Source organism: Granulicella tundricola MP5ACTX9, from assembly GCF_000178975.2.
Lineage (GTDB): Bacteria > Acidobacteriota > Terriglobia > Terriglobales > Acidobacteriaceae > Edaphobacter > Edaphobacter tundricola.
The window spans coordinates 214,938-237,078 of the sequence record NC_015057.1 but is presented as its reverse complement, the minus strand read 5'-3'; the positions used below and the strand labels follow the sequence as shown (position 1 = coordinate 237,078).

Annotated in this window: 23 protein-coding genes; 16 read left to right on the top strand and 7 right to left on the bottom strand. The window is 58.1% G+C overall.

Annotated elements, in window-relative coordinates:
• Positions 1 to 18: 18 nt before the first annotated feature.
• The 4 genes from ACIX9_RS19725 to ACIX9_RS19710 form a co-directional block, all read right to left on the bottom strand.
• A complete protein-coding gene (locus tag ACIX9_RS19725; protein WP_013572855.1) occupies positions 19 to 663 on the bottom strand; it encodes a hypothetical protein in 645 nt (214 codons plus the stop codon).
• Between the two features lie 603 nt (positions 664 to 1,266).
• Positions 1,267 to 1,833, bottom strand: a complete 567-nt coding sequence (locus ACIX9_RS19720; protein ID WP_013572854.1) for a DNA-3-methyladenine glycosylase I — start codon at positions 1,831 to 1,833, stop codon at positions 1,267 to 1,269.
• A 143-nt stretch (positions 1,834 to 1,976) separates the two neighbouring features.
• The gene (locus ACIX9_RS19715) at positions 1,977 to 3,299 is read right to left on the bottom strand and encodes a sugar MFS transporter (protein ID WP_013572853.1); all 1,323 of its coding nucleotides are present in this window, start codon (positions 3,297 to 3,299) and stop codon (positions 1,977 to 1,979) included.
• 366 nt (positions 3,300 to 3,665) lie between these two features.
• Positions 3,666 to 4,286, bottom strand: a complete 621-nt coding sequence (locus ACIX9_RS19710; protein ID WP_013572852.1) for an FMN-dependent NADH-azoreductase — start codon at positions 4,284 to 4,286, stop codon at positions 3,666 to 3,668.
• Positions 4,287 to 4,401: 115 nt separating this feature from the next.
• On the opposite strand from ACIX9_RS19710, the gene ACIX9_RS19705 reads away from it, so the two are divergent.
• A complete protein-coding gene (locus ACIX9_RS19705) occupies positions 4,402 to 4,851 on the top strand; it encodes a MarR family winged helix-turn-helix transcriptional regulator (protein ID WP_013572851.1) in 450 nt (149 codons plus the stop codon).
• 19 nt (positions 4,852 to 4,870) lie between these two features.
• Here the strand turns inward: ACIX9_RS19705 and ACIX9_RS19700 are convergent, their stop codons facing one another.
• Positions 4,871 to 6,226 carry an amidohydrolase family protein gene (locus tag ACIX9_RS19700; RefSeq protein WP_157478158.1) on the bottom strand — a complete coding sequence of 452 codons (1,356 nt, stop codon included), beginning with the start codon at positions 6,224 to 6,226 and terminating at the stop codon, positions 4,871 to 4,873.
• A gap of 941 nt (positions 6,227 to 7,167) precedes the next feature.
• Between ACIX9_RS19700 and motA the strand changes: the two genes are divergently transcribed.
• Entirely contained in the window at positions 7,168 to 8,040 is an 873-nt protein-coding gene (gene motA / locus ACIX9_RS19695) for a flagellar motor stator protein MotA (RefSeq protein WP_013572849.1), read from the top strand.
• A 15-nt stretch (positions 8,041 to 8,055) separates the two neighbouring features.
• The gene (locus ACIX9_RS19690; RefSeq protein WP_013572848.1) at positions 8,056 to 8,985 is read left to right on the top strand and encodes a flagellar motor protein MotB; all 930 of its coding nucleotides are present in this window, start codon (positions 8,056 to 8,058) and stop codon (positions 8,983 to 8,985) included.
• A gap of 15 nt (positions 8,986 to 9,000) precedes the next feature.
• On the opposite strand, the gene ACIX9_RS19685 is transcribed toward ACIX9_RS19690, so the two are convergent.
• Positions 9,001 to 9,330, bottom strand: a complete 330-nt coding sequence (locus ACIX9_RS19685) for a PilZ domain-containing protein (RefSeq protein WP_083808533.1) — start codon at positions 9,328 to 9,330, stop codon at positions 9,001 to 9,003.
• A 175-nt stretch (positions 9,331 to 9,505) separates the two neighbouring features.
• On the opposite strand from ACIX9_RS19685, the gene ACIX9_RS19680 reads away from it, so the two are divergent.
• The 11 genes from ACIX9_RS19680 (at position 9,506) to ACIX9_RS19630 (ending at position 19,960) form a co-directional block, all read left to right on the top strand.
• Entirely contained in the window at positions 9,506 to 10,294 is a 789-nt protein-coding gene (locus tag ACIX9_RS19680) for a response regulator transcription factor (RefSeq protein ID WP_013572846.1), read from the top strand.
• 236 nt (positions 10,295 to 10,530) lie between these two features.
• Entirely contained in the window at positions 10,531 to 11,589 is a 1,059-nt protein-coding gene (locus ACIX9_RS19675; RefSeq protein WP_013572845.1) for a sigma-54 interaction domain-containing protein, read from the top strand.
• 37 nt (positions 11,590 to 11,626) lie between these two features.
• Positions 11,627 to 12,883, top strand: coding sequence for a sensor histidine kinase (locus tag ACIX9_RS19670; RefSeq protein ID WP_013572844.1), 1,257 nt, complete (start codon positions 11,627 to 11,629; stop codon positions 12,881 to 12,883).
• Positions 12,880 to 14,244 (top strand): sigma-54-dependent transcriptional regulator, encoded by a 1,365-nt coding sequence (locus ACIX9_RS19665; RefSeq protein ID WP_013572843.1) that lies wholly within the window; start codon positions 12,880 to 12,882, stop codon positions 14,242 to 14,244. The genes ACIX9_RS19670 and ACIX9_RS19665 overlap by 4 nt, the downstream gene beginning before the upstream one ends.
• A gap of 41 nt (positions 14,245 to 14,285) precedes the next feature.
• Positions 14,286 to 14,597 (top strand): flagellar basal body rod protein FlgB, encoded by a 312-nt coding sequence (locus ACIX9_RS19660; protein ID WP_049789450.1) that lies wholly within the window; start codon positions 14,286 to 14,288, stop codon positions 14,595 to 14,597.
• Between the two features lie 2 nt (positions 14,598 to 14,599).
• Complete coding sequence (gene flgC, locus ACIX9_RS19655; protein WP_013572841.1) at positions 14,600 to 15,046, top strand: flagellar basal body rod protein FlgC; 447 nt, start codon at positions 14,600 to 14,602, stop codon at positions 15,044 to 15,046.
• A gap of 26 nt (positions 15,047 to 15,072) precedes the next feature.
• The gene (gene fliE / locus ACIX9_RS19650) at positions 15,073 to 15,381 is read left to right on the top strand and encodes a flagellar hook-basal body complex protein FliE (protein WP_013572840.1); all 309 of its coding nucleotides are present in this window, start codon (positions 15,073 to 15,075) and stop codon (positions 15,379 to 15,381) included.
• A gap of 26 nt (positions 15,382 to 15,407) precedes the next feature.
• Positions 15,408 to 16,985 (top strand): flagellar basal-body MS-ring/collar protein FliF, encoded by a 1,578-nt coding sequence (fliF, locus tag ACIX9_RS19645; protein WP_013572839.1) that lies wholly within the window; start codon positions 15,408 to 15,410, stop codon positions 16,983 to 16,985.
• The gene (fliG, locus tag ACIX9_RS19640; RefSeq protein WP_013572838.1) at positions 16,982 to 18,007 is read left to right on the top strand and encodes a flagellar motor switch protein FliG; all 1,026 of its coding nucleotides are present in this window, start codon (positions 16,982 to 16,984) and stop codon (positions 18,005 to 18,007) included. The genes fliF and fliG overlap by 4 nt, the downstream gene beginning before the upstream one ends.
• A gap of 58 nt (positions 18,008 to 18,065) precedes the next feature.
• Positions 18,066 to 18,656: a FliH/SctL family protein gene (locus tag ACIX9_RS19635; RefSeq protein WP_041597998.1), complete on the top strand. Its 591-nt coding sequence runs from the start codon at positions 18,066 to 18,068 to the stop codon at positions 18,654 to 18,656.
• Positions 18,656 to 19,960: a FliI/YscN family ATPase gene (locus ACIX9_RS19630; RefSeq protein WP_013572836.1), complete on the top strand. Its 1,305-nt coding sequence runs from the start codon at positions 18,656 to 18,658 to the stop codon at positions 19,958 to 19,960. The genes ACIX9_RS19635 and ACIX9_RS19630 overlap by 1 nt, the downstream gene beginning before the upstream one ends.
• 16 nt (positions 19,961 to 19,976) lie before the next feature.
• Here the strand turns inward: ACIX9_RS19630 and ACIX9_RS27090 are convergent, their stop codons facing one another.
• Complete coding sequence (locus ACIX9_RS27090) at positions 19,977 to 20,162, bottom strand: hypothetical protein (protein ID WP_041597997.1); 186 nt, start codon at positions 20,160 to 20,162, stop codon at positions 19,977 to 19,979.
• Here ACIX9_RS27090 and ACIX9_RS25040 point away from each other — a divergent pair.
• Positions 20,076 to 20,399, top strand: a complete 324-nt coding sequence (locus ACIX9_RS25040; protein WP_232298906.1) for a hypothetical protein — start codon at positions 20,076 to 20,078, stop codon at positions 20,397 to 20,399. The genes ACIX9_RS27090 and ACIX9_RS25040 overlap by 87 nt on opposite strands.
• Before the next feature lie 156 nt (positions 20,400 to 20,555).
• Complete coding sequence (locus tag ACIX9_RS19615) at positions 20,556 to 22,115, top strand: hypothetical protein (protein ID WP_013572834.1); 1,560 nt, start codon at positions 20,556 to 20,558, stop codon at positions 22,113 to 22,115.
• Positions 22,116 to 22,141: the final 26 nt, after the last annotated feature.

The window sequence follows — 22,141 nt, the reverse complement described above, 5'->3', positions numbered from 1 at the left end:
ATCTCCTGCTCGTGATCCTTAGCTGCGTTCCGCCGGGAGCGGCTTTTCGACCGGGAGCGCCCTTTCGCCCGGGAACGAGACGCCTTCGCGAAACGAGGCCGCCGCAGGCTTCTCCCCACCGTTGCCCTCAATCTCACGTGCGCTCTCAGACGCAATCCCATGACGATTCCACTGCGGCAGCGCCGGAACCCCGCCCGTCAGGTCGGAGAACACGCTCGCCAGCTCGGCAGCTTGGGCAATCTTCGCCTGCAGCTTCTTGGTCGTCTCTTCCGTCTGCGCCAGCAGCTTTTCGAGCAAGTCGGGAATCTTCCCAACCGCATCCACGCGCAGCGCACGCGGCGCATCGTTGAAGCCCCAGATCTCTTCCGCGTCGTCGTCCGTATCCAGGTGGTTGCCGGTCACCTCGCGCAGTGCGAGACCCCACTTCCCATCCACCTTCGCATAGCCAAGATCGTGGCTCAGGTACTGAACCTCGTCGGCCTCACCGCTCACCTGCACCCATGCCGGAAAGCCCAGACCCAGCTTCTTCAGGCTCACGTCCAGTTGACGGATCACCTTGCTCAAATCGTCTGTGGCGCTGTGCAGTGTCTGCGCAGCAGAAGAGAGCTGCTTGAAGGATCCTTCAACCCGCGCCGTCATGGAGTTCGTGCTCTTCAATGCCATAAGTTATACCTGTCGATCAACGAGATCTCGCCTTGCAGCGGAATGAGCCGCACCCCGCAGGGTCCGCGATTCGCTCCCAGTATAGCTCGAATCCCATTGATCCTTGATCGCTCCTCAAAGTGAAAAGAAAGGCCCAATTACATCTTCATCCCGCCCCTACAAGACCACTTCGGGACCAAGAACACACTTTGATCCAAGACTATTCTTGACTTTTTCCACGCCCAGGAATCTCATCAGTCATAGCTCTTGTAGTCCTCCCAAACGGTTCCAGCCGTTTGGAAGGAGTGAGTGAACTACCTGAGCAGCAGTAGAGCAGCTGCGGCAAGTACAGCGAGAAAACCAGCAAGTGCCAGGATTAGGAGTCCTGGTACCTCCAGTTGACCCGAGGCCTCAACGCGAAACAGGTTTCGCATAAGTCTCCTTCAGTGGATGGAGCGGTCCAGCAGAGATGCTGGGCCGTTCTGCTTTATCAGGGCAGAAATGATCGTTTGTCCTAAACCCTGAACTCCCAAAGCATTGGAACGATCCATGAAAGCCGCCCCGATTCTCTCATCGGGCAGTGCCTCACTCCCCTTGCATCCCGCTCATTGCCCCAAAGAACTCTCAGCCATTTCCCATTTCGGTCCGACGAAAGCACCCCGTCGCATGATCGTTTACCATCCCCACCGCCTGCATCCACGCATACACAATCACCGGCCCCACAAACTTGAAGCCCTTCTCCTTCAGCTCCTTGGACATCCGCTCCGACAGCTCCGTCTTCGCCATCACCACGCCCGTCCCCTCAATCGGCGTCCCACCCACAATCCCCCACACAAACTCCGAGAAATCCTCCCCGCTCTTCTCCATCTCCAAAAAGATCTTCGCCCCACCGATCGTCGCCAGAATCTTCGCCCGAGCCCGCACGATCCCCTCATCCCCCATCAAGCGCTCCACATCCGCCTCGCCAAACTTCGCCACCTTCTTCGGATCGAACTTCTTGAACGCCTTCCGGAACCCCTCCCGCTTCTTCAGAATGATCGCCCATGAAAGCCCCGCCTGAAACCCTTCGAGCATCAGCATCTCCCAAAGCGCCCGGCTGTCATACTGAGGCACCCCCCACTCCTCATCGTGATACCCCCGCATCAGCTCATCGCTCTCAGCCCACCCACACCGCTTCATCACATTGCTCATCGCACAATCTCCAAAACCAAATGTAGCTGCTATACAGCAATCCAACTCAACAAAAGAGCGGACCCAAAGCCAAGCCCAAGCCTCGCCTCAAATCCGCTCTGATCCGTACTTCAATCCGTCTCGTCCGCGTTACGCCTTCGTCTCTAAGCCGAAACCTTCTCCGTAGAAGTCATCAGATTCCGCGCTGAAAACCCAAAGAATGCAATAAACACATAGCAGAGCACCGGCACGATAAACGCATGCTGCACGCCCACCCGGTCCGCCAGAAAGCCTTCGAACAGCGGCAGCAGCGCCCCGCCCACAATCGCACAAACCATCAGGCTCGACCCCTTACTCGTGAGCGCCCCCAGGTTAGCCAGCCCCAGCGTAAAGATGCTCGGGAACATGACGGAGTTGAACAGTCCCACAGAAATAATCGCCCACATCGCCGTCGGCCCATGCGTCGCCATCGAGACCAGCACCAACAAACAAGCCATCATCGCCGCCGACCCCAGCACCATCCCGGTCCGCAGCTTCTGCAGCAGCGCAGACCCGATGAACCGCCCGATCATAGCCCCCAGCCAGTACAAGCTGACATACTTGGCCGCGGTCTGCTCGCTCATGCTCATAATCTGCGGCAGCCCAAAGTAGTTCACCAGGAAGCTCCCAATCGAAACCTCCGCCCCCACATAAACAAAGATCCCCATCGCCCCCAGCAGCAGCCACTTATGCCCCCAGATGCTCCCCTTGTCCTCGTTCAGCTCCCCGGGCCGGAAGTCCTGCGTGTACTCATTCGTCGAAGCCGAGGGCAGCTTCAGCAGCCCCAGCGCCGCTGCCAACGCCAGCAGCGCCAACGCAATCCCCAAGTAAGGCAGCCGAACCGACGAAGCCTGCTCCGCCCGGTAAGCCTGCCGCGCCGCCGCAGCCAGCGAGTGAAGCTTATCCGGAGCCATCTGCGTCCCACCCAGAATCAACGCGCCCCCGGCCAGCGGAGCCAGAAACGTCCCCAGCGAGTTGAACGCCTGCGAGAAATTCAACCGGCTCGCCGCCGTATTCTCCGGTCCCAGGCTCGTCACGTAAGGATTCGCCGAAACCTGCAGACAAGTAATCCCCGCCGCCAGCACCACCAGCGCCGTCAGAAAGAGCGCAAAGCTCGCTGCGGTCGAAGCCGGTAAAAACAGCAGCGCTCCGCACGCCATCACCACCAGCCCGATCACCATCGTCTGCTTATACCCGCGCCAGTCCACCAGCTTGCCGGACGGCAGCGCAAACACAAAATAAGCGGAGAAGAACGCGAACTGCACCAGTAGCGCCTGCGCGTAGCTCAGCTCGAAGATCCCCTTCAGGTGCGGAATCAGGATGTCGTTCAAACTCGTAAGAAATCCCCAAAGAAAAAACAGTGCCGTGGCAATCGACATCGCCCGCAAATCGGTCTTCGTTCTCTCGCTGCCGATCCCCGGTGCGCTCACATTCGTCGTCATTGCCATCGTCCAGATCCTCTTCTCAATCAATCTCTTAACAGCACAGTCCGCCGTGCCGCATACTACACAATCCACGATTCATTAGGGAAATGTAGCCGCTTCCTTAACTTTACATCGCTTACTCTTTGGATGCCCCATCCCGAGCACACGGTCAAGGCTGCCACCCCGCCACCTGAACCATCAGTCCACTCCCGTCGCACGAAATCCGCCCGCATACAAACTGCTGAAGGCGCGGCATAGACATAGAGGCATAGACACAGATCAGTCAAGGGCGAAGCCTTGGTTCCCAGCTCACGATCCACGAGCGACATCCAAAGTCCAATCTTGCCGGACTCTGACCTGTCGCTCGCGAACGCCCATACTCCGATCGCTCTACTGAGCTGCCGCAAGCACAGCCGGTCGAAACTGGCCCGCAAGCTCCTCCATGGTCGTCGCTCCAAAGGCTGCCGCGGCCGTTCCACCCGCCATCACAACCTCAACCTCCGTGATCCCAATGAACCCGAGAATGCGCTTGAGATAGCCGGACTCGTAGTCGGAAGCCGCCGCCGGAAGGCCTTCATCGTAGACGCCGCCCGAGGCGATGATGATCGTGCAGCGCTTCCCCGTGACAAGCCCTCTCCGCTCCGGCGGTCCCGAGTGCGTGACCTTCGGACGCACGACCATGTCAATCCACGCCTTCAGATTCGCAGGAACGGTGAAGTTATACATCGGCGTCCCGATCAGGATGTGATCCGCCGCAAACAACTCCGCAATCAACTCGTCCGAGACCTTGATCGCATCCTGCTGCGCCGTCGATCGCTGTTCTGCCGGAAGAAAAATACCGCCAATCCAAGGCGCACTGATAAAGGGAAGCTGGGTCTCCGCAAGATCACGCAGAACGACCGTCCCATCGCCGTGGTTTTGCTTCCACTCAGACACAAACTCTTGGCTGAGGATGCGAGACAGCGAATCCGCTCCGCGCGGGCTCGATTGGATATTGAGAAGGATTGCCATATGATTCCTTTCAGGCCACCTAAAGTGGCTCTGCGAAATTAGTCAACTAAATTGACCATTACCCACAAGCTTCCCATACGGTTTGTGGATAGTCAACCAAATTTACCAAATTACCATGAACAAACTTTTGCCCAATGTCGCCAGAGGCCTCCTGACAGCCGCGCGTGCCCACACCACAGCCGTCGTGGCCAGGCTTGCCCAGCGTGGATACGTCGACTTCCCGTTTGCCTCCGCCAATGTTCTGTGGCTGCTTGACGAAGGCGGCACGCGCTCAACCACGCTCGCCCAGCGTGCGGGCGTGACCAAGCAGGCCATGAGCCAGCAATTGAAGCAGATGGAGCGTGAGGGGTATCTGGAGCAGGTGCCGGATCTCACCGACACTCGCGCTAAGGTCGTCAGAATGACGCCACGCGGTGAGTCGGTGAAGGCCGCCTGCGCAGAGGTGAGAGATGAACTCAATCAGACCGTTGCAAAGCTCGTAGGCAAGAGCAAAGCCCGCGAAATGGAGGCCCACCTCGACGCGGCCACCCAGGCCTTCGCCGATATCGCCGCCGAGTCGTTATGATAGTCAGCCGGCTCACCCCTTACCTCAACCCATAAACCCCAGCAGCCGTCCCCCGAAGCACTTCAGTAGCAATTCCCTCCGCCCGCTCCCGCGTCACCTCTCCATCCCGCAGCATCCCCGTCAGTGCCAGTCCCAGCGCCAGCCTCACATTCCGATCCGCAATCCACGTAGCCTCCTCCCACCCCATCGCGTCCGAAAGCGGATACCCATCCGTCCCATACATGACTTTCTCGGGATAGGTCTCCAGCCATTCCCTAAGCCACCCAGACAAAGTCCGTGGAGAAAAGGTTAGCGCCTCCTGAGATAAGTCGAGGTAAACATTCGGCTTCTGCAGTAGAGCCCCGGCCTCCCGCACAAACGGCCAACCCCCATGCAGCATCACAAACTTCGTTTTCCTCAGCGCAGAATCATTGAACAAGGGCTCCAGCAGCAGCGGATCGGCCCCCGCCACCCCAAAGTACCCGCCACCCCCCGCCATCACATGGAGATGCACCGCCATCCCCAACCGCCCACACTCCAGCGCAATGTACCGGAACAGAAAATCCTGCAACTCCTTATACTCACCCGCGCTCAGCGCTCCCTTCGCGTAAAGAGCAGCCGCCCGTTCCCGCGTCACCACCGTAAAGTCGAACCCCCGCAGATAAGCCACCTCAAACTTCTCCGCCACCGCCCCGCCGGCCCTCTGCCGCTCCAGCGTAGGCGTCACCACCTTCGCCAGATACTCACTCAGCGTCCCCGGAACTGCCCCCATCCCCAGCGCCTTCAGGTACTTACCCCGCAGCGTATCCTCCATCGGATAAAACAGAGCCTTATCCGGCGACCCCTTCGCCAACCTGCTCGTATCCAGCGGCAGCAGCAGCGCGTCCGCATAAGGCACCCACTCAAACCTCGGCCGCATCACCCCTGGCCCCATCGCAACCCGATTCCCCAGCATCGTCCCAACCCCCGCCTCATCGAGCACCCAGGCCGCATATCCCGTCCCCTTAGCCGCCTTCACCCTCTCCCGGGCGGCGTTCAAGCCCTTCATCCCCGCCTCATCCAGCGGCACCTTCCCGTCGAACCCCCAAAGCGCCTTCCAAGCCTCCGGAAGCTGCGGATTATCCGTCCGCCAAGCCACCGTATCGGTCTCCGCCTCCATATTGTCCACCGGTAGCGCATCGAACTCACGGTCGGTCTTATCGTTCGGCGGCGGCAAAACCGGATGCGCATGGTTATCGACAGCCCTCGCCCCGTCAATCACCTTCATCAGCCCCGGATCGAGATCCCGTGTAACCGCCGCCGGCACCGGAGCAGTCACACGTTGCCCCGCAGCCACTCCTCCGACACCCGCCAGAACCGCCACCACCCAAACCAAACCACGCCGAGAGCAAGCCAAAGAACAAAGAGAGGTTTTCACACCTCAAAACTTAGCACGCCCCCACCCACCAAAAATCTCACCCTCACCACAACTGGGTGCCCCATGTCCGGATTCTCGGACATGGGTTGGAGCAGCACAACTCCCTGAAGGAAGTAGGCCAACTCCAACCGCTACCCTCCCGGCCAGCCGCCAGCCGCCAGCCGCCAGCCGCCAGCCGCCAGCCGCCAGCCGCCAGCCGCCAGCCGCCAGCCGTCAGCCGTCAGCCGTCAGCCGTCATTCTGCGCGGAGCGCAGAACCTCCGTAGTTGTCGTTCTAGCGGAACAACCCTCACCCGGCCTGACGTTCGCCAGCAACCACAACTCATTCCCCATCAATCACTTACAACTATTTTCCAGGAAAACAACCCAAAACTCCGTTGTCAAGCCCCCGGAAGCCCAAAAATCCCCACAACTATAACAATCAAAACCACTTATACCAATAAAATAGTTGGGGTATTTGCCCCCCCGCACCTTGATAAAATAGAAGTACAGAGAAAATCCCAGAGGTCCAGGACGAACCACCGTCGTGAACCTCATCCACATCCACAACAAAAAACGCACCTCTGCCTTAATCAGTCTTGATCGCTTTTATCAATCTTGATCAACTCAGGCTTTTCGCCAGGGAGCTGATATAAGCCACAGCTAACCTATAACCCGTTCAAAATGAATACTTTACCAATAAATCATTTAGAATGAATACTTTGCACTCATACTTCACCATAAAGTATCTGGAATGAATACTTTGGATAAAAACAGGGGGAGAGGGAGTACCGTTCGCTAACACACAAACTCACCCTCATCCGCCTTCTCGGCTACATCCTTTGTGGAGGGCATCCGCTATGAAATCGTCCTGAACTTCGGTCGATAGAGGGTTCGCTGCCGGAAGTGTACGCAGGCAGGAGACCCCGGGAGAGGGTGCCCATGATTTCTATTATCGGAATAATTGTTGTCTTCGGCGCTGTGATCGGCGGATTCATGATGGAAAAAGGACAGCTCGCTGTCCTCGTCCAGCCCGCCGAACTCGTCACCATTGGGGGTGCCGCACTCGGCACCCTCCTCGTTGCCAACCCAATGCACATCTTGAAGGGAATCGCCTCCGGCCTCATGGGTGTGATCGGTGGCTCTCCCTTCACAAAGCAGCGCTACCTCGACACCCTGAAGATGATGTTCGATCTCTTCAGCAAGGCCCGCAAAGACGGCATGGTTGCCATCGAAGCCGACGTTGAAGGTGCCGACAAGAGCCCCATCTTCACCGCATACCCCAAATTCATGAAGGACCACCACGCCGTGGACTTCGTCTGCGACACCATGCGCATGGCCATCACCGGCGGCGTCCTGCCCTTCGACGTGGACCAGATGATGGAACTCGACATGGACACGCACCACCACTCCTCGTCGCTCCCCACCACCGCCCTCAACACCGTAGCCGACGCACTCCCCGGCCTCGGCATCGTAGCCGCCGTCCTCGGCATCGTCATCACCATGGGAGCCTTGGGTGGCCCCCCGGAAGAGATCGGCCACAAAGTAGCCGCCGCCCTCGTCGGAACCTTTCTCGGAATTCTCCTCTGCTACGGAGTCCTCGGACCGCTCGCCTCTTTCATGGGCAAGATGAACGAAGAGGAGCATGCCTACTACCACATCCTCCGCGTCGTCATGCTCGCCTTCATCAAGGGCACCAGCCCCATTCTGGCAGTCGAGCTCGCCCGCCGCGCCATCCCCGCCCACCTCCGCCCCAGCTTCTCGGAGGTCGAAAAGGCCTGCCGCAACAAGTCCGCCGCACCCGCCGCCGCTTAGCCCCCCGGAGACCCCATGGCAGACGAACTCCAACCAATCATCGTCATCAAGAAGAAAGGTGCCCACGGCGGCCACCACGGCGGAGCCTGGAAGGTCGCCTACGCAGACTTCGTCACCGCCATGATGTCGCTCTTCATCGTTCTCTGGCTCATGAGCTCCACCTCCAAGCAGACCCAGGAGGAGATCGCCGGCTACTTCAACGACCCCAAGGGCACCTCCACCAAGCACGGCACCGAAGGCAAGGAATCGAAGAAGGAAGAAAAAGAGAGCAAGAAGGACGATCTGGCCGCCCTGAAGAAGGACCTGATGCGCGCGATCGAGAAGATCGACAGCCTCAACCGCCTCAAGAAGCAGATCGAGATGACCGTCACCGAGGAGGGTCTCCGCATCGAACTCGTCGAAGACGCCAAGGGCACCTTCTTCGAGACCGGCAGCTCAAAGCCCACTCCCGCTCTCGAAGAGATCCTGAAGGTTCTCTCCGAACAGCTTAAGAGCCTACCCAACAGCATCTCGATTGAAGGCCACACCGACGCCCAGCCCTACGCCACCGCAACCGTCTACGGAAACTGGGAGCTCTCGACCGACCGTGCCAACGTAGCCCGGCGTGAGATGCAGGAGAACGGCATCCGGACCGACCAGGTCTCCCAGGTCCGCGGCTTTGCCGACCAACGCCTCCACGTACCGGAAAAGCCCCTGGATGCCTCGAACCGCAGGATCTCGCTTGTAGTCCAGAACTTCGCGCTCAGGAAGCCTGACTCGAAGGGCCTGACTAAGACAGATCTGACCAAGACAAACGTCGCAGAAGCCAAGCCCGAGGCAGCTCCGGAGGCCAAACCGGACCAGCCAAAGGCTGAGGAGGCCAAGCCCACTGCCATGGCGTTACCGCCGGTAGCCGCCAAGTCCCCGGTAGGCCTACTCGGCCGTATGAAAGGAATCTTTAAGTAACGAAAGTGTTATGCCTCAGCGCCACCACGACTTTGGCGAGGAAGGCGTAACCAGCTTCAGGAACTCGCGGATGTTTTGCTGCTCCTGCTCGGAGTCGAAGCGAAACCGAATCCTCGCCTCGTCGCCTTTCAGGGAATACACCCGCGCATGAATCTGGACGTTCTGTTCGCCCTGATAGATCGTCAGAAGCCCTTCGGCCCCCGCCAATACAGGGTGTGAGAAGGTTCCGCGCAAGCCGGACTCGCTGAGGTTCAGGCATACGCCCAGGATGACGGCATCGCCCAGGATGAGGTCCATGGGCAGCTCCGTTTTGAAACGGGGAAGTCTGTAGAGAAACCGGCGCATAGGGTGTCTGTGAGCCGGGGGAAAAGGGTGCATCTGGAGTCCCGCGCGGCTGCCAGATGATAGCAGACCCGCCGAATTGCCGTCACAAATCCATGGTACTTAAGTACTACGACTAACACTTTCAATGCCGATTTCAGACTGCTATAAGGTAACCAACGCACCAAGGAGATACCCGATGCAGGCAGCGATGGTTGAGCATTCCGGATTGTTGGCACAGTTCCTTCCCATGATGAACCAGGACTTCAACTTCGCCCCCCGTGCGACTGAAGAGACCGCCTCAGCGGCCTACCGTGTCCTGATCATGGAGAGCAGTGCCTCGCTGGCCAAGCTCCTTGCAACCGGTCTCACCGCCGAGTCCCTCGCGGTAGACGTCACCCACGACGTCGCCTCTGCAGCCCGCCTCCTCGAGTCGCGCGCCTATAACCTCATGATCATGGATATGGATCCGCCGGATGCAGACGGCGTCAACCTCCTCCAGACCATCCGCACCACCCGCCCTGACCTCCGCGTCCTGGTCCTCAGCGGCCGCTCGGGTGTAGAAGGCCTTGTCGCCGCCCTGGATCACGGAGCGGATGACTACCTTATGAAGCCCTTCTCGCTGATCGAGCTGATGGCGCGTATCCGGGCTCTTCGTCGCCGGTCCGATGCTCCGGCCCAGCAGGCCGCCGCTCCCAAGTCCAGCAAGATCGTGCTCAACCATGACCAGTGCCGGGTACAGCGCGACGGAAAGAACATTGACCTCACGCCCCGCGAGTTCGCCCTGCTGCAGTACATGATGGACAACGCCGGCAAGACCCTCTCCCGCGCCATGTTGACGCAGGAGGTCTGGAACATGCCCGCGGAAGCCAACACGAACATCGTTGATGTCTACGTCAAGTACCTTCGGGACAAGCTCGATGGCGACCACGATGAGAAGCTGATCCGTACCGTCCGCGGCATGGGATACCTCTTCCAGACTCAATAAGTGTACTTGCGAATTTCGAAAAGGATGGTTACCTTTGGGGGAGGTTTCTCCGGTGAGACGTCTTCACTGCATCTAGTTCCGCAGAGCCTATCTTAGGTGATCTAAGAGAAAGGATTTGCCGAATTACATTCCCAGGTAATATGCACACACGCAGAGAAGATAGTAGTGCAGTTCATATCCTACTTGTAAGTGGGAATGCCGGCTTTCGCGAGCAGTTACACGAACGACTTACTTCGATGCGCTGGGAAGTTATCGAAGCGCAAAGTGGTTCTGAAGCCCTGGAGTTACTGCACGCGGAGAAGGGGACAGATGTTCTGCTCCTTGATCCTCTCTTGCCGGACCTTCTGCCCGCTGAGTTTTGCGGCATGGTTCGCCAGCGTTATCCCGGAATAGAAATACTTACAATGAACGCGAACACGGGCCATGTCCTGGTTGGCAGTTCATCCCCCACCCCATTTGCGTCGCAGTTAGCGGAGTTACTCTATCAGGGGACAGCAGCAGTCTCTGTGAAGCCTGCCGTCACGCCGACCGAATACTTGCGAAGGTCCAAAGCAGGTCCAGGCCTGCGCGGCATGATCGGCGATTCACCCGTCATGCAGAACGCATACGCGCTCGTTCACATGGTTGCTCCCCGTGACACCACCGTCCTGATCACCGGGGAAAGCGGCACTGGCAAAGATCTGATCGCACAGGCGATTCATATGATCAGCCCACGTCAGAAGTCGCCGTTCATCGTGGTGAATTGCGCCGCAATTCCTGAAGCGCTGCTTGAGGCGGAGCTCTTCGGTTATGCCAAAGGAGCCTTTACCGGAGCAATGCAATCCCGCATCGGCCGCATCCACGCCGCACACGGTGGAACCTTGTTCCTTGACGAGATCGGCGACATGCCTTTATCGCTGCAAAGCAAGATCCTCCGCTTCGTCGAGCAGGGTGAAGTACAAAGACTCGGCAGCAACGATAACCTCAGGGTAGACGTCCGCGTTGTCGCGGCGACCAATGCGGCTTTGCCTACCATGGTCAAAGATAAGTTATTTCGGGAAGACCTCTACTATCGTCTGGCCGTCTTTCCCATCAAACTCGCGCCGCTCCGTGATCGGCAGCAGGATGTCACAAGCCTCGCGCATTTCTTCGCTACTAAGTTCTGTCCCGGAGTCACAGTAACTGCGCGGGCGATTGAAGCGCTCTATAAACATGACTGGCCCGGTAACGTCCGTGAGCTTAGAAATGTAATTGAGCGCGCCAGCATCCTTGCAGGGACCGAACGCGAGATAACTGCAAAGGAAATCCTCCTCTAGTTCAGATTGGCCCTTGGCTTGCATCTGGAACTGGTAGATGGAATACCTCTCTCATCATGAGCCAATAAATGTTCCCGGACTGATCGCCCCCCCGGACGTCTTCGTCCTCGCGGATGCTTTCTCCGAGTTCATCTCCGCTTCGTCTCGGCTTGAGGCGTCCTACGGAAAGCTCCAGCTTGAAGTCACACATCTCAGCCACGAACTGGCAGATCGCAACTTCGCCCTGAAGGCCAGTCTCGCTGAGAACGAACGCGTCCACCGAGCCCTGCAACAGATCGTCGATTCCATGCCGTGCGGCGTTCTCGTCGTCGATGGGGATGGCGATATCTCGATGATCAATCCCGAGTGCCGCCGCCTCCTTGATCTGGACGAAGCTCCGGCCCAGTGCCTGGAGACTATTTCCGCGCAGACCGGCATAGATCTCGCCGGATTTCTCCATCGCCACACCAGCTCAGAAGAAGAGCAGGAGTTCTGCAGGAACTCGACCAGTGGCAAGCGCTGGCTCTCTGTCCATGACCGCTGCCTCTTCCGCGGTGACGAAACCGACCCCTATGGCCGTGGCGTAAGACAGACCATCCTGATTCTTCGTGATGTTACGGTCCACAAGCAGGCCGAACAGGAGCGCGAGCGCGCACGCAAAGCAACAGCGCTCTCTGAAGTCGCCACCACGCTCGCTCATGAAATTAGAAACCCCCTCACTAGCCTCGAGCTCTTCGCCGGCCTCATCGCCGCTGGTGGAGAGGGAACTGACGAGTGGATATCGCATCTTCGCGCCGGAATTCGCTCTTTAGCGGGAACGGTCAACAACGTGCTTAGCTTCCATGGTGTGGGCTTCCCTTCGCTGACCGCTATCGATCTCGTCACCTCAATCCGTAGCAGCGTAGAGTTCGTTCGTCCCATCGCAGACGAAGCAGGGGTATCCCTCCTCTTCGCTTCGGCGGGATCGAAGCTCATGGTCAGAGGGAACAGCAGCGCCCTGCAGCAGGTTGTACTCAACATCATCTGCAACGCGATTCGGCACACGGAAAAGGGCGGCACGATTCAGGTGTCGGTTCTTGTGGCTGAGAGGCAGGACAGCACGTTCGCCGTCATCGAGTTTGCGGACACAGGCAGCGGCATCACCCAGGAGCATCTGGAGGAGATCTTTCGCCCCGGCTTTAGCGGCAGCGGTAACAGTTCAGGACTCGGTCTCGCAGTATGCAGCCAGATCGTCAAGCAGCATGAAGGCAACATTCGCGTCACCAGCACCGTTGGAACCGGAACAACTTTCTTTGTGGAGATTCCCACCCTATGAACTTCGCGCAACCATCATCGGTGCTCATCGTAGACGACGAGGCCGGCATTCGCACCGCGTTGCGGGTGAACTTCGCACGCAACGGTTGGACCGTCGAAACGGCCAGCGGCGTGACTGAAGCCGCACGACTCCTAGAGAGCAAGGAGTTTCACCTCGTTGTCAGTGACATGCGTATGCCGGATGGCAATGGCCTTGAAGTCATGCGCTCCGCGCGCAAAGTCTCCCCCAGCACAGCCGTGATTCTTCTTACCGCCTTCGGCAGTGTTCCTGATGCAGTTCAGGCCATGCGTGGCGGGGCCTTCGACTACCTCACCAAGCCGGTCTCGTTTGAGCAGTTGGAAGAAGCTGCCGCCCGCGTCATGCAGCCGGTCAAGGACGCCATTCGTCCCGACACCTCAGACACTGGCAGCATCGTCGGACGCGCCCCCCAGCTTTTACGCGCCATCAGCCGAGCCCGCGCCGCCTCCAGCACGGACGCTGATGTCTTGGTTGAAGCGGAAAGCGGCACCGGCAAGGAACTGCTCGCACGCTTCATTCATGAAGCCAGCAATCGCGCGCGCAAGCCGTTCATCGCAGTCAACTGCGCTGCCGTCCCGGAGCATCTTCTGGAGAGCGAGCTCTTCGGGCACGCACGCGGTGCCTTCACCGGCGCCACCACAGCAAAGCCCGGCAAATTTGAGCTGGCCAACGGCGGCACGCTTCTTCTGGACGAGATCGGTGAGATGCCGCTGAATCTGCAGCCCAAGCTTCTGCGTGCCCTCCAGGAGCGTGAGTTTGAGCGGCTTGGCGAGACACGGTCCATCAAGGTTGATATCCGGGTGATCGCGACGACGAATGTGAATTTAGCTTCCATGGTCGATGAGGGTAAGTTCCGCAGCGATCTCTACTATCGGCTTAATGTCATTCCTCTTTCAATCCCTGCGCTAAAAGATCGTGCAGGTGATATCGAACTTCTCGCGAACTACTTTGTGGAGAAGTTCGCAGCAAAGCTCGGAGGCCCGGCTCCCAGGCTGAGTGCAGAGTTTGTAGATCGCCTCAACGCACATAACTGGCCCGGCAATGTTCGTGAGCTCGGTAACTTCATGCGTCGGGTCTGCTCTCTTCACCCTAGCGTCCTGCTGGATGCTGATTGCTTCGACCAGGAGTTTCAGACGCGCACCAAGGCGATCCCAGCGGCTGCTTCCGCTCCTCTGGTCATCGCCGGCGCACCCATTCGCCAGCTTGAGCGAGTTCATCTTGAGAACACATTGGCCATGACACAGGGCAACCGCACCCAGGCCGCCGAGATGCTCGGCATCAGCATCCGCACCATGCGCAACAGAATTCGTGAATACGGGCTCCCGCCCCGGAGGTATGCATAATGGCCACAACATCTCTTCTTCCCCCCTCTTTGGAGCGGTTTTTGGAACTCACCACTGACCGGGAACAAACCATCGCTTCCAACATGGCCAACGTGGATACCCCGGGGTATCGCACCAAGGACGTCAACTTCAAGCAGGCGATGATGACTGCGAGCTCAGGCGCGGATGGCTCTGAATTCACGCCGGTCGTCAACAAAGTCAATGGTCTCCTCGAGCGCCCTGACGGAAACAACGTCAACCTTGATCGAGAGAGCTTGCTGCTCGCTCAGTCCCAGCTTCAATACTCACTTGGCACCCAGTTAGTTAAGGGTCAATTTCACCAGTTACTCAGCGCAATCAATGGAGGTAGCTAGTCATGGGTCCCTTTGACATGCTTCAAATCAGTGGTTCTGCTCTTTCCGCAGAACGACAGCGCTCAGAAGTCATCGCAGCAAACATGGCCAACGCTGAAACGACTCACACCGATACGGGTGGTCCCTTCAAGCGTAAAGAGGTGGTCTTCTCCTCGGCCAGCGACTCTTCCTTTCACCTCACCTTCGCCAAGACGGGCGGCTTGTCCGGAAAAACACCAGGAACGGTGCGCATTTCGCAGATTGTCGATGATACCGCCGCACCTGTAATGCGGTACGAGCCCGGCCACCCGGACGCGGATAAGGATGGCTTCGTCGCTTACCCGGCCATCAATCCTGTGCAGGAGATGGTGGACCTTATGGGATCTACCCGTGCCTATCAACTGAATGCCTCCGCTGTCTCAGCGGCCAAGCAGATGATTCAGCAGTCCATCGACATTCTCAAGAGCTAGATAAAAGTAACTAAGGAGTTAGAAATATGAATATTCCAATTGGCGGTATGTCGATCCCGATCCCCACCGGAATGACTACTCCATCCTTCGGCGGCATGACTGATCCCAGTCAGAGCGGCGGCTTCAGTGATGTCCTGAAAGGGGCAATCAGCCAGGTCAGCAACCTTGAAGGTAGTGCAAATCAGCAAGTCAACAGGCTTATCCAGGGCGGCAATGCTGATATGAGCAAGGTCATGATCTCGGTTGAAAAAGCCGATGTTGCCTTCCAACTCATGATGCAGGTACGCAACAAGATTGTAAGTGCCTACCAGGATATCGAGAAGATGCAGTTCTGAAGTTATTTGGATGAGTTGAGACCCTTATGGCCGGATTCGATCAAATATTTGTACAAGCGAAGCAGTTCTGGGCTACCCGGACGCAGAGCCAACGCCTCTTCCTTGGCGTAGGTGCGGCGGCAACCGTCGGTCTCCTCGCGCTGTTCGCCAACCTTATGGTGACGCCAGACTATAAGCCTCTCATCAGCGGCTTGGAGTCTGCAGATGCTCAGGCTATCTCGGCCGATCTCACTGCAAAGAAGATCCCCTTCCAGCTAAGTCCGGACGGCAAGAGCATCAGTGTTCCGGCGGACCAGGTAGATGCTGCCAGGCTGGATGTCGCATCCAATCAGTCCACGCACAGCGGTCGCCTTGGGTTTGAGATCTTCGATAAGGTCTCCTGGGGACAGACGGAGTTTGACGAAAAAGTCAACTACCAGCGTGCCCTTGAAGGCGAACTTGAGCGCACCATCGTAACGCTCGGCGGTGTCAAGAGCGCCCGCGTCCACCTAGTGATGGCAACCGATTCCGTGTTTCTCGATCGTGAGAAGAGCGCCAAAGCCTCCGTTACATTGAAGTTGAATCGCGGCGGACTCTCTCACGATGAAACTGCGTCCATTCAGCGTCTCGTCTCGGGTGCGGTAGAAGGACTCAAGCCGACCGATGTTTCCATCATCGATGCAGATTCCAACCAGTCCATGGGCGCTGCAGGCGATGGTGCCATGGGAGAAGAAGGCGCGGAGCGTCAACTCACGCAGCGGCTCATGGCAACCTTGACTCCGGTCGTAGGTGGCGATCATCTGCGAGCCAGCGTCAACGTCGAGTATGACCCCGGAACCACGGAAGAGAACCAGGAAAAATACGATCCTGCCGTGAGTGTTCCTCTCACCATTCAGCGTTCCGACGAGTCGACCGGCGCAGGTGCGGGCGTCGGGGGAGTCCCAGGAACTACAAGCAATGTACCGCAGAATAAGGCAAACGTTCCGCCACCCGTGGGAGAGGATTCAGCGCAGGTCTCAAAGACTGAGAACGCAACGTATGGAGTCAACAAGATCACGCGTCATTCTCTTGAGCCGGCAGGTCGAATCAAGCGCATCACAGCCGCGCTGGTTGTGGATGATTCCGTGAAGCGCAAACTAGGCGCGAACGGAAAGTGGACGGAGATTCGTACGAAACGTTCCCCACAGGAGTTGAAGCAGATTGAAACGCTTGCGCAGAATGCCATCGGTCTGGATACAACCCGAGGCGATGTCATCAGTGTTGAAAACCTTGCCTTCGATAGACCAGACGAACCAGATGTCGCACCGGTCACAGCTCTCGACCGTGCGCGTAAGGGAGTCTCGGATTTCTCTTCAGTCGTTCGTTATGCAATGCTGCTGATCCTTTTCGTTCTCGCCTATGTCCTCATGATCAGGCCCGTTCAGAAGAAGGTGCTTGCGGTCTCCGTACAACTCCCGCAACAGCCTTTGTTGCCTGAGATGGCCGCCGCCCTTCCGCTGCTTGCACCATCCACAAGCATGGCCCGGGCGCTCGCGCTGAAAGAACAGGTCGTTCAACAAGTGAAGTCTGAGCCAGAAGGAAGCGCACGTGTTGTGCAGGCCTGGTTACGTGGAGAAGCAGAATGAACCCGGAGACAGATTTCAACCAGATGACCGGAACGCGCAAGGCCGCAATCCTCATCGCTCTCCTCGGAGAGGAGACAGCTGCCAGCATCTTCCCACATCTTTCTGAAGAAGACTTGCAAGGCCTGACGCATGAGATCTCTCGCCTTGGAAGTGTGTCTAAAGACATCTCCTTACAGGTGCTGGAAGAGTATCAGCAGATGACGGTTGCGCAGGATCACATCGCTCAGGGTGGGCATGACATGGCGACTCGCCTTTTGAATCGGGCCTTTGGAGAGAACGGCGCTCGCGACATGGTCCAGCGGCTCATCCGTTCGCAGGAGGTCAACTCCTCCAAGGTAGAGTCCCTGCAGCGAATCGATCCGAAGCAACTGGCTCGTTTCCTCGAAGGCGAACACCCTCAGACGATCGCCTTGATCCTCGGCCACCTTGAAACCAAGCAGGCCTCCGCGTTGCTGATGTGCTTGCCTCATCCTGTACGTGCCGAGTCGGTCAGAAGGCTCGCGAATCTTCGCCAGTTCTCGCCCGCCATGGCTGAAAAAGTAGCCATCGTCCTCAACAAGCGCCTACGTTCCGTTGGAGAGCAGAAGAAGAAAACCTACTCCGGCTTCCAGAGTGTCGCTGACCTGATGAACAACATCGACGCAACAACATCGGGCGAGATCCTCGAGACCATCGAGAAGGAAGAGTCCACTCTCGCCGTCAGCATCCGCGATCTCATGTTCACCTTCGACGACTTCCTCGGGGTCTCTGAGGTTCAGCTCCGCACCGTCACCAGCACGGTCGACAAGAAGGTCCTGACGCTTGCTCTCAAGGGTGCCAACGAAAGACTGCGTGGCCACTTCTATTCCACCATGTCCTCTCGTGCCATTGAGATGATGAAGGAAGAAGCCGACCTCCTCGGTCCCGTCCGTAGCAAGGATGTCGCCAAGGCACAGTTGGATATAGTAGCCGTCGCCCGCAAGCTGGAGATGGAAGGCAAGATCATCCTCAAGAGCGAAGGAGCCGATGAATATGTCGTCTAGCAAATCACCCTCAAAGAATCTGTTCCAATTTCCTGTAGCAGAGTTCAAGTATCGCCAAATGCAGCCGCAGATAGTCACTGCGCCCGCCATGGCCGCCCATGCCGCACTTGCAATCGCAGAGGACCACAGCGAAGAAGACCTCACCCGCCGTCTCGCCGCGGAGCATGCCCGCGGAGCAGCAGAGACAGAATCTTGTCTTCGCGGTGAGTACGAAGGCAGGTCCCAGCATGAGACAGCCCGGATCTCAAAAACCATCGCCGAATTTGAGAAGACACGCAAAGACTACTTCGCCAAGGTCGAATCAGAGGTTGTTCACCTCGCGCTCGCCATCGCGGCAAAGATCCTTCATCGTGAGTCGCAGGTCGATCCCATGCTGGTCGCCGCCCTCGTTCAGATCGCGCTGGGTCAACTGAAAGAAGGTTCAGCGGCGACGATCCGTGTCCGTCCCGACAATGCCCAGCGCTGGCACCAACACTTCGCCTCGCTCTCCATGAAGCTCTCCATCGAGATCGTTGAAGACACCGAGCTTCAGCCCGGCGATTGCATCCTGGAAACCGAGCTCGGCTCCGTCAACTTTAGCCTCGACGTGCAACTGAAGGAGGTCCAGCAGGGCTTCTTCGACGTCCTCTCACACAAGCCCGTCCTCTGATGCCGACCCCTCTCGCACCCTACTTCAGCCAGCTTGAGCGCAGCAGCAGCCTGCGTTGGAGCGGTCGCGTCCTCCAGGTCATCGGCAACCTCGTCGAGTCCGAAGGACCCTCCTGCTCCGTCGGCGACGAGTGCGAAATCATCACTCGCGAAGGCCGCTCTTTCTCTGGCGAAGTCGTCGGTTTTCGCGGTTCCACCATGCTCACCATGACCCTGCAACTCCCCCAGGGTATTCGCTACGGTGATCGCATCATTGCAACTGGAAGCCGTCCCTCCATTCGCGTTGGACCTGAGCTGCTCGGCCGTGTCATCGACGGTACGGGTGAGCCTCTTGACTCCCTCGGCCCATACGGCTCGCGTCGTTCCATGCCTGTCGATGCAGCAGCGCCCCTCCCACTGGATCGTCTTCCCATTCGTAATACGCTTGGCTGCGGCGTACGTGCCATCGACGCCTTCATCACCTGCGGCCGTGGTCAGCGTCTCGGAATCTTTGGCGGCAGTGGCGTTGGAAAAAGTACATTGCTTGGCATGATGGCCCGCGGTACGGAAGCGGATCTAACCGTCATGGCTCTCATCGGAGAACGCGGCCGCGAGGTGCAGGAGTTCCTTGAAGTCATCGGCGAAGAAGGTCGAAAAAAATCGATCCTCGTCGTCTCAACCTCTGACCAGTCGCCCCTTCTCAAGATGCGTGCGGCACTCGCTGCCACGGCCATCGCGGAGTACTTCGCCGCCGAAGGCAAGAACGTTCTGCTCGTCGTCGATTCGCTCACTCGCTTTGCCATGGCGCAACGTGAGATTGGTCTCGCAGCCGGGGAGCCCCCCACAAGCAAGGGTTACACGCCTTCCGTGATCAATACCCTGGCCCGTCTCGTAGAGCGCGCGGGGAACTTCAACAAGGGAAGCATCACAGCCTTTTATACCGTCCTGATGGAAGGGGATGATCAGCAGGATCCCGTCGTAGACACGGTTCGATCCCTGCTGGATGGCCACGTCATCCTGGATCGCAATCTTGCGCTGCAGAATCATTATCCGCCCATCTCGGTGCTCGATAGTCTCAGTCGGCTCATGTCTTCCATCGCCGCTCCGGAGCATCTAGGTAAGGCTCGCGCGCTCCGAATCCTGCTTGCTTCTTATAAGCGGTCGGAGGATCTCATCCGCATCGGCGCTTACCAGAAGGGCTTTGACACCGTGCTTGACCGAGCCGTGGAAGTGCTTCCTGAGCTCAATCGATTTCTGCAGCAGACATCAGAGGAAACGCCGCGATTCGCCGCTGTCGCCAAGCGTTTGAACGAGATGGCAAGCTGATATGGCCTATCGCTTTTCACTCGCCACCTTGCTGCGCTTGAGAGAGATAGCGGAAGAGCGTGAAGAACGCGCTCTGGGACAGATCCTTCAACAGATCGTGCAGGCGAAGCAGAGAATTGAGACTCTGCGAAGACATCGCATTCACTTGCTGGCATTGCGTGAAGCCGATCTTCAAAGACAGATGGCCGCTGCGGAACTTCACGTTTCCTATGGGCAGATTCACTCCTTGGAGCGCATGCAGCAGCAGGCCAGGGAGCAGCTCATCAAGCTGGAAGATCTCCGCCTCAAGCAGATGAAAGTGTATGAAGAGGCCCATCGGAACAAGGAACTCCTCGCAGGTATGCGTGAAGATCACCTTGACCTCTATCGCCGGGAGCAGACACGGCAGGAGCAGAACATCATGGATGACAACTTTGCCTCCCGAAGAGCCATGCGCTAGGCATCGTTTGCCGGGTAAAGGCGGCAAGCATTACCGCAATGCCCAGTAACAAACTAAGTCGAAAATGCTACAGCCCGAATAAATAGAAATAACACCAGTAAATCGTAAGTAAGTCGAAAAATCCAGTTTGGCCCCTGACCTGCTTTTACTTATATCGTGCATATCTCTTCACAGATCGCAAGCAGCATCTCGACCGGCAACTTGAAGTCGAATCCTCCCGCCGCATTGGATTCCATCTTCAAGCATGCTCTGGTTGCTGCCTCCCAGACAGCCATGCCTGCGCCCACATCCCCGGTTGAGAAGAAGAGCGATCATCCCAAAAATTCCACGGATCAGGCAGCTGTCCCCGCACACCAGTTCGGTACGCTCCCCGTGCCGGTCCCCGTAGCGCTCTCACAGCCCGGCATATCGCTGCCCGACAACGGAAGCAGCTCCGAAGACCAGTCAGCCCAGTCAAGCGGTCCGGGATCCTCTAGCAGCCCCTCCCTACAGACCACCGCACCGTTCTCAGCAACCGTTCATCCCCTTCAGGCTGGCGTGGAAGATGGGGTCGGCCAGTTTTCAGACACCCCTGTAACCGGCAAGCCCGCACAGACTCCTGATTCATCTTCAGCAACAGCCCAGCCAACCCAGCCCGTGAAGTCAGCTTCGGAAGCCTCTGCGAAAGAGGATGCAGCAGCCCCAAACCGGCTGCCCATCGCGCTCCCCATCCCACAGGCACCCGGCGCGGATCTTTCAGGTCTCCTCGATCCTGCCTCGCCGGACAGCAGCCAGGCACCCGCAACGGACGGCACGGCAAATCAGCCCACGCAGCCGCCCGCCCCAAGTGATCCTGCGGCCCTCTTGGCCTCTGTAGCGCAAACCACATTCGTTGTCCCAGCGGTCGTCCCAACGCTACCCGCCTTGAGCGCGGGCCAGAGTACTTCGAACGCAGTCGCCGCCCTCGGCAGCGCAAAGCCCGCTGGTGTAGCCGGCAAAACTCACGCACCATCCTCAGACATAGCCGCCAGACGCAAGGTCGACGAGTCCGATACGGACGCCTCTGAAACAGAGTCCGCCGCGTCGAACTCTGCAACCCTGATCCAGGCCGAGCCCCAGGTGAATCACTCAGCGCCGGATCATCAGTCCGCCGCCAATGACCCCGCTGCGCAGCAGGCGTTGCAGGCTGCTCTGTCAAGCTCAGTTCCCGCACACGCCTCGATTCAAGCAGTAACTCCCACCATAACTTCTGGTGCGGACGCGGCGGCAACCCAGACGCCGGTTACCGTGAAGCCGGAGGCTGTATCAACGCCCGCCCTCAGCAGCGCCCAGCTGATCCAGTCCATGCATGGGTCGGAGATGCGTCTCGGCATGCACTCCACAGAGTTTGGTTCCATCTCCATCAACACCTCGTTGAGCCGCCAGGTTCTTTCGGCTCAGATTTCCACAGACCACTCGGAACTCAGCCGTGCTCTCGCCGTCCACATGCCGGCCATCCAGGAGAAGTTGGGCAACGCCTACGGGATTCAGGCAAAGGTGGAGGTTCACAACAGTAGCTCGGCATCCTCCGGCGAATCCGCCCGGGAGTCGAACTCGCAGCACAACGATAGCCGCCGTCAAGGCCGCACCGGTTCCCTGACAGGCTCCCCAATTTCATTGCTCGCTTCATCCACGGCAAACTCAAGTTCATCTGCCTCGGTCGCCTCCAGCGATGCCCGGCTCGACATTCGTATCTAACACTTTTCCATTCAGGAGGAATCAAT